The organism is Roseateles puraquae, from assembly GCF_002205845.1.
GTDB lineage: Bacteria > Pseudomonadota > Gammaproteobacteria > Burkholderiales > Burkholderiaceae_C > Pelomonas > Pelomonas puraquae.
This window is the reverse complement of the sequence record NZ_NISI01000003.1, coordinates 249,869-261,723: the sequence shown is the minus strand read 5'-3', so window position 1 is coordinate 261,723 and position 11,855 is coordinate 249,869. Positions and strand designations below refer to the sequence as shown.

Here is an 11,855-nt window from a genome sequence, read left to right as displayed (position 1 = left end):
GGCTGACTGCGTGCCCGCGGGCCTGCAGCGGGCGGCCGTGAGCGCGTTGCGCACACCTCGGTGGCGCCGCACGGTCGCCCTGCTGCTGGCGGTGGTGATCGGCGGCCTGGGCCTGGCGTTTGCCGCCTGGCGGGTGTCGCTGGACGTGGCGCTGGCGCAGACGCAGGACGAAGCCCAGCGCCACCTGCGCTTCGTGGCGCATGAGCTCACCGGCGCCCTCGACAAGTACGAGGCCGTGCCCCAGGTGCTGGCTCGTCACCCCGCGCTGGCCGGCCTGCTGGCCCAGCCGACATCGGCGGCCCGTGTGGCAGAGGTGAACGCGCTGCTCGAAGGCGTGGCGCGCGATGCTGCGGCGGCGGCCATCTTCCTGGTTGACGCCCAGGGCCTGACCCTGGCCTCCAGCAACTGGCAGGACGCACAGACCTTCGTCGGCCAGAACTACGCCTACCGGCCGTACTTCCGCGACGCGATGCGCAGCGGCAGCGGTCACTTCTACGCCCGGGGCTCCACCACCGGCACGCCGGGCTACTTCATCGCGCACCGCCTGAATGGCGGGGCGGCCGGTGTGGTGGTGCTGAAGGTGTCGCTGGACGAGATGGAGGCCAACTGGGCGCGCAGCGCGGGTGAGCTGATGCTGGCGGACGCGCGCGGCGTGGTGTTCCTGGCCAGCCGGTCGGAATGGAAGTACCGCACGCTGGCGCCCTTGTCGGCGGCGGCTCGCGATGAGCTGCAGGCGACGCAGCAATACGGCGACCTGCCCCTGACACCGCTGGTTCGTGCCGCGTCGCGCCTGTCCAGCACGTGGCGGGTCGAGCGCGTGGGCACGGCCGATGCCCCGCTGCGTGCGCTGCTCACGGAGCAGGCAGTGGACGGCCGCGGCTGGCAGCTGTTGTCCCTGACCGAAATCCGCGGGGCGGAGCAGATCGCAGCCGGCCGAGCCTGGGCGGCGGCGCTGGCCTGGGTCTCGCTGTTGCTGGCCCTGGCCTACGCGCAATTGCGCCGCCGCCGCGCCCGCGAGCGACTGGCCGCCCAGGGCGAATTGCGTGCCGCGCACGACAGCCTGGAGGCCCGCATCGCCGAGCGCACCCGGGAGCTGCAGGCCCGCGTGGACGAGCTGCACCGCACGGAACTGGCGTTGCGGGCCACGCAGGACGACCTCGTGCAGGCCGGCAAGCTGGCCGTGCTGGGCCAGATGGCGGCCAGCATCACCCACGAGATCAACCAGCCGCTGGCGGCGCTGCGGGCGCTCAATGACAACGCGCGCGTCTTCCTGCAGCGCGGCATGCAGGAAGACGCCGAGGGCAACCTCGTGGCCATCGACCAGCTCACCCAGCGCATTGCGGCCATCGTGGCCCAGCTCAAGGGCTTTGCGCGGCGCGACGAGCTGCGGGTGCAGCCGGTGCCGGTGGCCGCGGCTTTCCAGGCGGCCATGGCGCTGGTCGGCGCCGAGGCGCGGCGGCAGCGGGTGGCGCTGGTTTGCGAGCCGGTGCCCGAGGGGCTGGCCGTGATGGGGCAGCAGGTGCGCATCGAGCAGGTGCTGGTCAACCTGCTGCGCAACGGCATCGATGCCAGCGCGGAGCAGGGCGGCGGCACGGTCACGCTCAGCGCCGAAGTCTTCGGCCCGACCGCGCTGTTGCGGGTGACCGATAGCGGCCCGGGCCTGAGCGACGAGGTGTTGGCCCGACTGTTCGAGCCCTTCTTCACCACCAAGCGGCGTGGCGACGGCCTCGGCCTGGGGCTGTCCATCTCCGCCTCGATCGCCAATGCCTTGGGCGGCAGTCTGCAGGGCAGCAACCGGCCGGAGGGTGGCGCGCAGTTCTGCCTGCGCCTGCCGCTGGCCCCGTCGGGAACGACAATTTCGCCATGAGCTCCCTCACCGATGTGCTGCTGGTCGAAGACGACGAGCATGTGCGCCTGGCCACCCTGCAAAGCCTCAAGCTCGCCGGGTTGGGTACGCAGGGCGTTGATTCGGCCGAGGCTGCGCGCCGCTGGCTGACGCCTGCCTTTGCGGGCGTGGTGGTCTGCGACGTTCAATTGCCGGGCGACAGCGGCCTGGCGCTGCTGCAGACCTTGCGCGAGCAGGACCCGGAGCTGCCGGTCATCCTCGTCACCGGCCATGGCGACATCGGCATGGCGGTCGAGGCCATGCGCGATGGCGCCTGGGACTTCATCGAGAAGCCGTTCTCGGCCGAGCATCTGGTGGAGGTGGTGCGCCGCGCCCTCGCGCAGCGCCGCCTGGTGCTGGAGAACCGGCGCCTGAAGGCCCAGCTCGGCGAAGGCCCGGCGGATGGCCTGCTCGGCGCGAGCGCCGCGATGGAGCAGGTGCGCACGCTGATCGGCACGCTGGGCCCGGCGCGGGTGGATGTGCTCATCCACGGCGAGACGGGTGCCGGCAAGGAGGTGGTGGCCCGCGCTCTGCATGCCGCCGGTGGCGGGCGGGGCGCTTTTGTCGCCATCAACTGCGGTGCGCTGCCCGAGAGCGTGTTCGAGTCGGAGATCTTCGGCGCCGAGGCCGGGGCCTACACCGGCGCGGCCAAGCGGCGCATCGGCAAGCTGGAGTTCGCCGGCGAGGGCACGGTGTTCCTGGACGAGATCGAGTCCATGCCCATGGCCCTGCAGGTCAAGATGCTGCGGGTGCTGCAGGAGCGCAGCGTCGAGCGGCTGGGCGCCAACACGGCCGTGCCGCTGGCTTGCCGCATCGTGGCGGCCACCAAGGTCGACTTGCTCGCGTTGGCCGCGCAGGGGCGCTTCCGGGAGGACCTGTTCTACCGCCTGGACGTGGCCAGCATCGAGCTGCTGCCGCTGCGCCAGCGCCGGGAGGACATCCCGCGGCTGCTGAGCCATTTCTGTGCCCAGGCGGCCGAGCGGCTGCAGCGCCCGGTGCCGGCGTGGACGGCGGCGCAGATGTCCGCCTGGCAGGCGCGCGACTGGCCCGGCAATGTGCGCGAACTGCGCAACTTCGCCGAGCGCTGGGTGCTGGGCCTGGTGCCCGACAGCCCGCCCGTGGCGTCGTCCGCAACCCAGCCACTGGCCGAGCTGCCCACGCTCCCGCTGGACGAGGCGCTCGCGGCCGTCGAGCGGCAATGGATCGTGCAGGCGCTGACCGAGTGCGGTGGCAACATCGCCCGCGCCGGTGAGCGGCTGGGCCTGGCTCGCAAGACCCTGCACGATCGCATCCGCCGCCTAGGCCTGGACGCCGACGCCTACCGCAGCAGTTGAAGCCCGGCTGTCCGCCCGGACGTGGGCCCGGCGGTACAGCAGCGGCAGCACGAGCAGCGTCAGTGCCGTGGACGACACGATGCCGCCGATCACCACCGTGGCCAGCGGTCGCTGCACCTCTGCGCCCGTGCCCGTGGCGAGCGCCATCGGCACGAAACCCAGCGCCGCCACCAGGGCCGTCATCAGCACTGGCCGCAAGCGCGCCAGTGCGCCTTCGTAGACGGCCTCGTCCAGCGTCCGGCCCTGCTCGCGCAGCTGGCGGATGAAGGCGATCATCACCAGGCCGTTGAGCACGGCCACGCCTGACAGCGCGATGAACCCCACGCCGGCCGAGATGGACAGGGGCATGTCGCGCAACCAGAGTGCCGCGACGCCGCCCGTCAGTGCAAACGGCACGCCGGTGAACACCAGCAGCCCGTCTCGCAGGTTGCCGAACATCGCGACCAGCAAGGCCAGCACCAGGGCCAGGGCCGCCGGCACCACGAGCTTCAGCCGTGCGGTGGCCGACTGCAGTTGCTCGAAGCTGCCGCCCCAGCTCGTCCAGTAGCCGGGCGGCACGGTGACCTCGCGCGCCAGCCGGGCTTGTGCCTCGGCCACGAAGCTGCCGATGTCGCGGCCGCGCACATTGGCCGTCACCACCACGCGGCGCTTGCCGTCCTCGCGGCTGATCTGGTTGGGGCCGGGTGCCTGCTCGAAGCGCGCCACCTCGCCCAGCTGCACATGGCCGCCGCCGGGCAGCCGCAAGGGCAGCCGGCCCAGGGCCTGCAGGTCGCTGCGCAGCACCTCGGGCAGGCGCACCTGCAGCTCGAAGCGCCGGTCGCCTTCGAACACGGTGCCGGCGGGCTGGCCACCCACCGCAGCCGCCACCGTCTGCTGGACGTCGGCCACGCTCAGCCCCAGGCGCGCCAGGGCGGGGCGGTCCAGCAGCAGCGTGAGCACCGGCAGGCCGCTGGTCTGCTCGACCTTCACGTCTGCCGCGCCACCCACGGTGCCCAGCACATCGGCGATGCGGTCGGCCGTGGCTTCCATCGTGGCCATGTCGTCACCGAATACCTTGACCGCCACGTCGCTGCGGACGCCGGAGATCAGCTCGTTGAAGCGCATCTGGATGGGCTGGGTGAACTCGTAGTTGTTGCCCGGCACCTCGTTGGCGAGCGCCTGCAGCTTCTCGACCAGGGCGGCCGAGGGCAGGCGTGGGTCGGGCCATTCGCGGCGCGGCTTGAGCATCACGAAGGTGTCGGCCACGTTCGGTGGCATGGGGTCGCTGGCGATCTCGGCCGTGCCGATCTTGGAGAACACCCGCGCCACTTCGGGCGCCTGCAGCAGCGTACGTTCCAACTCCTGCTGCATGTCCACCGACTGCGTCAGTGAGGTGCCCGGGATGCGCAGCGCATGCACCGCCACGTCGCCTTCGTCCAGGCCGGGCACGAACTCGCTGCCCAGGCGGCTGGCCATCAGCAGGCTCAGCGCGAGTGCGACGGCAGCCACCGCGGCAACCAGCGCCGGTTGTGCCAGCGCGCGCGCGAGCACGGGCGCGTAGCTGCGGCGTGCCCAGGCCATCAGGCGGTTCTCGCGCTCTGCCACGGGGCCATGCATCCACAGCGCCACGGCCGCCGGCACGAAGGTGACCGACAGCAGCATGGCGCCCAGCAGGGCCAGGACCACGGTGAAGGCCATGGGATGGAACATCTTCCCCTCCACGCCGCCGAGCGCAAAGATCGGCAGGTAGACCACCATGATGATGAGCTGGCCGTACAGCAGCGGCCGGCGCGCCTCGCGGGCGGCGGCGAATACCTCGCTGAATCGCTCCTCGCGGGTCAGCGCCCGGCCGGCGGCAGCCTGCGCATGGGCGAGGCGGCGCACGCAGTTCTCCACAATGACGACCGCTCCGTCCACGATGATCCCGAAGTCCAGCGCGCCCAGGCTCATCAGGTTGGCGCTGACCCGGTGGGCCACCATGCCGCTGAAGGTGAACAGCATCGACAGCGGAATGACGGCCGCCGTGATGACCGCCGCCCGCAGATTGCCCAGGAAGGCGAACAGCACCGCGATCACCAGCAGCGCGCCTTCGAGCAGGTTGGTGCGCACCGTGGCAATGGCCTTGTTGATCAGCGTGGTGCGGTCGTAGACCGTCTGCACGATGACGCCCTCGGGCAGGCTGCGGTTGATCTGCGCCAGCCGTGCATTGACGGCGCTGGACACCTCGCGGCTGTTCTCGCCCATCAGCATGAAGACGGTGCCCAGCACCACCTCGCGGCCGTTCTCGGTGGCCGCTCCGCTGCGCAGCTCCTGGCCGAAGCCGACATCGGCCACATCGCTCACCCGCACCGGCGCGCCGCCGGCCTGGGTGATGACGATGCGGCCGATGTCGTCGAGCCCGGCGACCTGGCCCGGCACCCGCACCAGCACCTGCTCGCCGCGCCGCTCGATGTAGCCCGCGCCGACGTTGGCGTTGTTGCGCTCCAGCGCCTGCACCAAGTCCGCCAGCGTCAACCCATGGGCGGCCAGCCGGTCGGGCCAGGGCGCCACCTGGTAGGCCTTGGCCTCGCCGCCGATGGTGTTGATCTCGGTCACGCCGGGCACCGTGCGCAGCTGCGGCTTGACGATCCAGTCCTGGATCTCGCGCAGGTCGGCCGGCGTGTAGGGCTTGCCGTCGGGCTTGAGGGCGCCGGGCTTGGCTTCCACCGTCCACATGCTGATCTCGCCCAGCCCGGTGGCAATCGGCCCGAGCATCGGTGTGAGCCCCGCTGGCAGCGCGGCCTGGGCCTGCAGCAGCCGCTCGTTCACGAGCTGCCGGGCGAAGTAGAGGTCGGTGCCGTCCTGGAACACCACGGTCACCTGCGACAGGCCGTAGCGCGACAGCGAGCGGGTCTGCGTGAGGCGCGGCAGGCCGGCCATGGCCGTCTCCACCGCAAAGCTGACGCGCTGCTCGGCTTCCAGCGGCGAATAGCCCGGTGCCGGCGTGTTGATCTGGACCTGCACATTGGTGATGTCGGGCACCGCGTCGATGGGCAGGCGCAGCAGGCTGAACACGCCGAGCGCGGCGATGGCGAGCACGCCGGCCATCACGGCCCAGCGTTGGAGGACGGCGGTCTGGATGAGTCGGTCGAACATGGTGGGCCTCCGGTCAGTGCGCATGCTCGGCCGCCGCCTTGCCCAGGTCGGCCTTGACGACGAAGCTGTTGCGTGCGGCAAAGCGTTCACCGGCGCGCAGGCCCGTCAGGATCTCGACCTGGCGGTCGTCACGGCGGCCGGTCTCGACGCGGCGGGCTTCAAAGGTCTGGCCCTGTCGCACGAACACCACCGGCGCATCGTCCAGCGTTTGCAAGGCCTCCAGCGGCACGGCCACCGGCACGTTGGCAGGCTCGGCTCGCAAGGCGACGGTGACCGGCAGCCCCGGACGCCACAGGCCCCGCGGGTTGGGCAGCACCAGCCGCGCCACCGCGCTGCGGCTCTGGGCGCCGATGAGCGAGCCGATGTAGGCCAGGCGGGCGTCGGCCTCTGCCTCGAAGGCGCTGGCCCGCACACGGGCCGTCATGCCCTCCTGCAAGTGCGGCAGCTCGCGGGCGGGGACGGCCAGTTCCACCCACACCGTGCTGAGGTCTGCCAGCTGGAAGGCCGGCGCGTCGGCCTGCATCACGTCGCCGACGGTGATCTTGCGGTCGACGATGGCACCCGCGATCGGTGCGCGGATCTCGAGCCGTGCCAGGCCTTGCGCGTCGGTCGCCGGGGCGGCGCCGAGTGCCGCCAGCTTCTGCTGCGCGGCCTGCGCCGTGATGTCGGCTTCCTGCCAGGCCTGGCGCGCGGCAAGGTAGTCCTGTTCGGCCGAGATCCTTTCTTCCCACAGGCGCTTCTCGCGCTCATGCGTGGCCTGGGCCAGCGCAAGCCGCTGACGGGCGGCCAGCAGCTCGGCACGCTGGTCGGCCAGCGCCGGGCTGCTGATGACGGCCAGCAGCTGGCCGCGCTGTACACGGTCACCGGCGCTGGCGTGCACGGCTTCCACGCGGCCCGCAAGCCGGGCGGTGAGACTCAGGTGGCGGTCCTGGTTGAGGGCCACTTCGCCGAGCAGCTGCAGCTGGCCTTGCAGCCGCGCGGGGCCCGCTGTCGCCAGCAGCACCCCGTTGTGGCGCAGTTGCTCGTCGCTGAAGCGGGTGCGCGGCGCGGCGACGGTGGCGGTGGTGGTGGCGGTTGCCGAGGCTGCGGCGGCCGGGGCTTCGGCGGCATGGTCATGGTCGTCGCCATGGGCGGCTTCGCCGGGCTTGTGGCCCCGCAGGATGAAGGCGCCCAGCAGCAGGCCGGCCGCGATGACGGCGGCTATGGAAATCTTGGTGTTCATGGCTCAGGACTCCGAGGTGTCCAGGGTGACGGGGCGGCCGAGCAGCCGGGCCAGCGTGGCCGCGGCTCGGTGGGCCTGGGTGAGGTGCTGCAGCCGTTCGCGGCGCAGCTGGGCCAGCGTGCGCTGGGCGTCCAGCACGTCGAGGAAGCTGAACTTGCCCAGCTCGAAGCCGCGCAGGGCCGTGTCGTAGGCGGTCTGCGCGGCAGGCAGGGCCTCGTCGCCCAGCAGCTGGGCCTGGTCGCGGCTGAGCTGCCATTGCGAGCGTGCCTCGGCCACGTCGAGCTGAAGCTGGCGCTGGGTCGCGGTGAGGGCCTCGCGGGCCTGGTCTTCGCGCCGCAGGGCTTCGAGCAGGGCCCCCGTGTTGCGGTCGTTGACGGGCAACGGCAGCGACAGGCCGATGACGGCCTGCGTACGGCCCAGCTCGGCGTCGCGCTTGGCACCGACAGTCACGGTGAGGTCGGGCACGCGCCGGGCGCGCTCGCCCGCGCTGAGGGCCTGGTGGCGGGCGATCTCCAGCCGGGCAAGGCGCACGGCCGGCGCGTCGGCCAGCCGTTCGGCCAGTCGGCGCTCGTCGGGCACCGGCGGCAGGACCGCGACATCACCCTGGGCGCTGCTGGCCGCCTGTGTTTCAGGAATGCCTAGGGCGATGAGCCGCGCCTGGGCCAGGTGCAGCTCGCGTTCCGCCTGGGCGAGGTCGGCCTGGGCCGAGGCCTCGGCGACCGCTGCACGGGCCGCTTCAAGCGGTGGCACCTTGCCGGCCTGCAGGCGCAGCTGAGCCGCGGCGCGAGCGCGCCGGCCGAGGTCTCGCGTGACCTCGGCCTGTTGACGCTGCGCCTGGGCGCCGAGCAGGCCGTGAAAGGCCGCGGCCACCTCGGCCTGCAACTCGGCCTCGCGGCCGGCGAGTGCCACGCTGGCCTGTTCGCGGGCCAGCGCCGCCGCGGCGACACGGGCTTCCCGCTTGCCGCCGAGTTCGAAGGTCTGTGCCAGCTGGACGGTGCTGGTGCGGGTGGCGGCCCGAATGTCCTCGACCTGCAGGCCGAGTTCGGGGTTGGGCCGTGCACCGGCCTGCCGTTCAGCCGCCTGCTGCGCCTGCAGGGCCAGCCGTGCCTGGGCCAGGCTGGGGTTGTGCGTGAGGGCCAAGGCCTGCGCCTCGGTCAGGGTCAGGGCAGCAGCCAGGCCAGGGGTGAGCGCCAGGCACAGCGCAGGCCACGTGCGCGGGAATCGAAAGGGAGTTCGCATCGAACGCTCCGGAAGTTGAAACAACGACGGACGGTTCGGCGCGGCCGGCACCTCGGGGTGCGGCTTCAGGCAGAAGCGGAGAAGGAGCGGCGCGCCGGATCAGGCGCGCAGCCAGTTGGGGCGTTCGAGCCCAGGTGGGATGTGGGACTTCAGGCGTGCCGCGGTCTGCTGCTCAGGGCCGGGCAGCAGCGGGCGCGCCGGCAGGGGGGCCTCGGCCACCGGCGTGGCGCAGCCGGCGTGGTGGCAATGGCAGTGCGCGGTCTCGCAGGCCGCGTGGGCTGCGCCGGCCGGGGCATGCGCCTGCTCCGAGACGATGAGGCCCGAGCCGCTGGCCGGCTGCCCCGGGAGTTCAGCCACACAGCACAGCGCCGCACCCGCCCAGGACATCTGGGCGGCGACGAACAGGGTCAGCAGGGCGATGAACCAGCGGCGCATGGCCGCGGATTCTAGAAACGAATCGCGCGGGCCTCAGCCCGTGAGGCCATCCAGCAGCGCATCGCGCAGCGGGATGTCGGCTGGCGAGTCGCCGAACCAGATGCGCAGCACGAGGGTGAAGAACTCGTCGTCACCCACCGGCGCGCCTTGGGGCTGGCCCTGGATGTAGAACTGCGTGCCCTTGCCCGGCACGAAGTCCATCGCGAAGGTGTCGCCCGGCATCAGCTTGGGCTTGCCCGAAAAGATCTCGATCAGGCGGGTGGTCGCGAGTGCGTGCCGCGTCATCTGGGCGCTGGGCGTGTTGTCGCCCATGCCGCGCAGGAAGAGCCGGCCGAGCTCGGTGCCGGGCAGCTCGCGCAGTGCGATGAAGTGCAGGCGCTTCGGGCCGGGCAGGGCCAGCAGCTCGGCCGGCGTGCTGACCCGCTTGGTGGTGTACAGCCCCATGTCGTAGGCCTTGAACACCAGGCGCACGCGGGTGCCCTTGCCGTTGAGTTGCAGCGTGCTGCCGCCGAGCTGCGCGGTGGGCTCGAACTTGTTGACCGTGGTGCCGGCCGAGGCCTGCAGGCTGAGCGCCGAGGCGGCGATCAGGAGGGCGAGGCGCGTGCGTTGAGCGAGCCGCTGGGCTGGGGTCATGTCTCCTCCGGGTTGAGCGTTCTTCTGACGGCGGCCCTGGGGCCGGCGGAGGGGATTCTGCGTGTGTAACCGAGCGATCCTGTCGCCGAATGAGGTGTCAGGTTACCGGCCCGGCGCGTGAATCCTCACGACCTTCGCGGGCCGGCCGACGGCCTCGCGGGCGCGCAGCTGGCCGCAGCCGCCGTCCACCTCCTGGCCGGCGGAGTCGCGCAGCTTGGTCAACACGCCGCGGCGGCTCAGCTCGGCGGCGATGGCGCGGGCGCGGTCCCAGCTGGGGCGCATGAAAGGCAGCCCCGGCGCGCTGTTGAAGGGAATCATGTTCAGCAGCCCGTAGCGGCCCTGCAGCAGCCGCACGATGCCGTCGAGTTCTTCGGGGCCGTCGTTCACGCCGTCCAGCAACGTCCACTGGTACTGGATGGGGTAGCCGCTGGCGCGGGCGTAGGCATCGGCAGCGTCGACGAGGTCTTGCGGCGCGATGCGCGGCGCTCGCGGCAGCAGCTCGGCCCGCTTGTCGGCATCGCTGGTGTGCAGCGATAGCGCCAGCGCCGGCTTGACCTCGGCGGCATTCAAGGCCGCAAACGCGCGCTCGTCGCCCACGGTGGAGAACACCAGCTGCTTGTGCGCGAAGCCACCCTCGCGGCCCAGCAGCGTGATCGCGTCCATCACGTTGGCCAGGTTGTGCGAGGGCTCGCCCATGCCCATGAACACCACCTTCTTCAGCCGGGCGTTCTTGCGCCTTGCCATCACCACCTGGGCCACGATCTCGGCGCTGCCCACCTGGCGGATCAGGCCCTCGGTGCCCGTCATGCAAAAGGCACAGCCCACCGCGCAGCCGACCTGGCTCGACACGCAGACGCCGTCGCGGGGCAGCAGCACCGTCTCCACGGTCTGGCCATCGGTCAGCCCGAGCAGCAGCCGGGCCGACACGCCATCGCTGCCGGGGTGCTCGCTACGCAGAGCCACCAGCCCGTCGAGGTCAGCCATCAGGCCCGGCAGCGCTTCGAGCACGGCCTTGGGCAGCCAGCCTTCCAGTGGCCGCTTGCCGCCCGTCAAGGGCAGGCTGTGCAGCCACAGGCGCAGCACGCGGCTTTCATGGGCGGGGTTGGCGCCCAGCGCGCGCAGGCGCTGGCGGAGGTCGGAGATCAGCATGGCCCGCCGATTGTCCCCGCAGGCGCGCAGGCGACAGCTCAGTGCCCCGCACCGGCCTATGCTGGGGCTCATTCGAGCAAGGAGACAAGCCATGGCGCCCACCGACATGAGCCCCGAGGAATGGACCACCCGCTGCGACCTCGCGGCGCTGTACCGTCTGGCCGCGTTGCACGGCTGGGACGACCTCATCTTCACGCACATCTCGGCCCGCGTGCCGGGGCCGGACCACCACTTCCTGATCAACCCCTACGGGATGATGTTCGAGGAGATCACGGCCAGCAGCCTCGTGAAGGTCGACCGCGCCGGCGAGAAGGTTGCGCCGAGCGACTACGACGTGAACCCCGCCGGCTTCATCATCCACAGCGCGGTGCACGAGGCGCGTGAGGATGCGCTCTTCGTCATGCACCTGCACACCGTGGCCGGCGTGGCGGTCAGCGCCCAGCGTGACGGGCTGCGCCCGATCTCGCAGCACAGCCTCTTCCCGCTCGCGTCGCTGAGCTATCACGACTACGAAGGCGTCGCCCTCAACCCCGAGGAGAAGGTGCGCCTGGTGGCTGACCTCGGCCGCACCTCGCTGATGATGCTGCGCAACCACGGGCTGCTGACCCTGGGCCACAGCGCGGCCGACACCTTCTTGAAGATGTTCATGCTGCAGCGCGCCTGCGAGATCCAGATCGCAGCCCAGGCCGGCGGCGGCCCGCTGATCGAGATCCCGGCGTCCATCCTGGCCGGCATCCGCGCGCAGAGCGACAAGGTCATGCGCGGCTCCGGCGCGTCGCTCGCCTGGCCTGGCCTGCTGCGCCGGCTGGCCCGGCAGAACCCCGGCCACGACACCTGACGTCGC

The 11,855-nt window shown here is 71.8% G+C and carries 9 protein-coding genes; 3 read left to right on the top strand and 6 right to left on the bottom strand.

The window, feature by feature from the left end; genetic code table 11:
• Window positions 1-37: 37 nt before the first annotated feature.
• Both CDO81_RS11110 and CDO81_RS11105 read left to right on the top strand, forming a co-directional pair.
• A complete protein-coding gene (locus CDO81_RS11110; protein ID WP_158218244.1) occupies window positions 38-1,867 on the top strand; it encodes a sensor histidine kinase in 1,830 nt (609 codons plus the stop codon).
• Window positions 1,864-3,219 carry a sigma-54-dependent transcriptional regulator gene (locus CDO81_RS11105; protein WP_088483269.1) on the top strand — a complete coding sequence of 452 codons (1,356 nt, stop codon included), beginning with the start codon at window positions 1,864-1,866 and terminating at the stop codon, window positions 3,217-3,219. Before CDO81_RS11110 ends, CDO81_RS11105 begins: the two co-directional genes overlap by 4 nt.
• On the opposite strand, the gene CDO81_RS11100 is transcribed toward CDO81_RS11105, so the two are convergent.
• The 6 genes from CDO81_RS11100 to CDO81_RS11075 form a co-directional block, all read right to left on the bottom strand.
• Window positions 3,184-6,333, bottom strand: coding sequence for an efflux RND transporter permease subunit (locus CDO81_RS11100; protein WP_088483268.1), 3,150 nt, complete (start codon window positions 6,331-6,333; stop codon window positions 3,184-3,186). The two genes, CDO81_RS11105 and CDO81_RS11100, sit on opposite strands and share 36 nt — an antisense overlap.
• A 13-nt stretch (window positions 6,334-6,346) precedes the next feature.
• Window positions 6,347-7,555: an efflux RND transporter periplasmic adaptor subunit gene (locus CDO81_RS11095; RefSeq protein ID WP_088483267.1), complete on the bottom strand. Its 1,209-nt coding sequence runs from the start codon at window positions 7,553-7,555 to the stop codon at window positions 6,347-6,349.
• Window positions 7,556-7,558: 3 nt separating this feature from the next.
• Window positions 7,559-8,794 (bottom strand): TolC family protein, encoded by a 1,236-nt coding sequence (locus CDO81_RS11090; RefSeq protein ID WP_088483266.1) that lies wholly within the window; start codon window positions 8,792-8,794, stop codon window positions 7,559-7,561.
• Between the two features lie 99 nt (window positions 8,795-8,893).
• On the bottom strand, window positions 8,894-9,229 hold the full coding sequence (locus CDO81_RS11085) for a hypothetical protein (protein WP_088483265.1): 336 nt from the start codon (window positions 9,227-9,229) through the stop codon (window positions 8,894-8,896).
• A gap of 33 nt (window positions 9,230-9,262) precedes the next feature.
• Window positions 9,263-9,862, bottom strand: a complete 600-nt coding sequence (locus CDO81_RS11080) for a chalcone isomerase family protein (protein ID WP_088483264.1) — start codon at window positions 9,860-9,862, stop codon at window positions 9,263-9,265.
• Window positions 9,863-9,964: 102 nt separating this feature from the next.
• Complete coding sequence (locus CDO81_RS11075; protein ID WP_088483263.1) at window positions 9,965-11,011, bottom strand: RNA methyltransferase; 1,047 nt, start codon at window positions 11,009-11,011, stop codon at window positions 9,965-9,967.
• Between the two features lie 91 nt (window positions 11,012-11,102).
• Here CDO81_RS11075 and CDO81_RS11070 point away from each other — a divergent pair, with 91 nt between their 5' ends.
• Entirely contained in the window at window positions 11,103-11,849 is a 747-nt protein-coding gene (locus CDO81_RS11070; protein ID WP_088483262.1) for a class II aldolase/adducin family protein, read from the top strand.
• Window positions 11,850-11,855 lie beyond the last annotated feature (6 nt).

Bases quoted from the DNA above. Each gene is read 5' to 3' on its own strand.
- CDO81_RS11080 (WP_088483264.1), bottom strand. From the start codon at position 9,862: ATGACCCCAGCCCAGCGGCTCGCTCAACGCACGCGCCTCGCCCTCCTG.
- CDO81_RS11075 (WP_088483263.1), bottom strand. From the start codon at position 11,011: ATGCTGATCTCCGACCTCCGCCAGCGCCTGCGCGCGCTGGGCGCCAAC.
- CDO81_RS11070 (WP_088483262.1), top strand. From the start codon at position 11,103: ATGGCGCCCACCGACATGAGCCCCGAGGAATGGACCACCCGCTGCGAC.
- CDO81_RS11100 (WP_088483268.1), bottom strand. From the start codon at position 6,333: ATGTTCGACCGACTCATCCAGACCGCCGTCCTCCAACGCTGGGCCGTG.
- CDO81_RS11085 (WP_088483265.1), bottom strand. From the start codon at position 9,229: ATGCGCCGCTGGTTCATCGCCCTGCTGACCCTGTTCGTCGCCGCCCAG.
- CDO81_RS11095 (WP_088483267.1), bottom strand. From the start codon at position 7,555: ATGAACACCAAGATTTCCATAGCCGCCGTCATCGCGGCCGGCCTGCTG.
- CDO81_RS11090 (WP_088483266.1), bottom strand. From the start codon at position 8,794: ATGCGAACTCCCTTTCGATTCCCGCGCACGTGGCCTGCGCTGTGCCTG.
- CDO81_RS11105 (WP_088483269.1), top strand. From the start codon at position 1,864: ATGAGCTCCCTCACCGATGTGCTGCTGGTCGAAGACGACGAGCATGTG.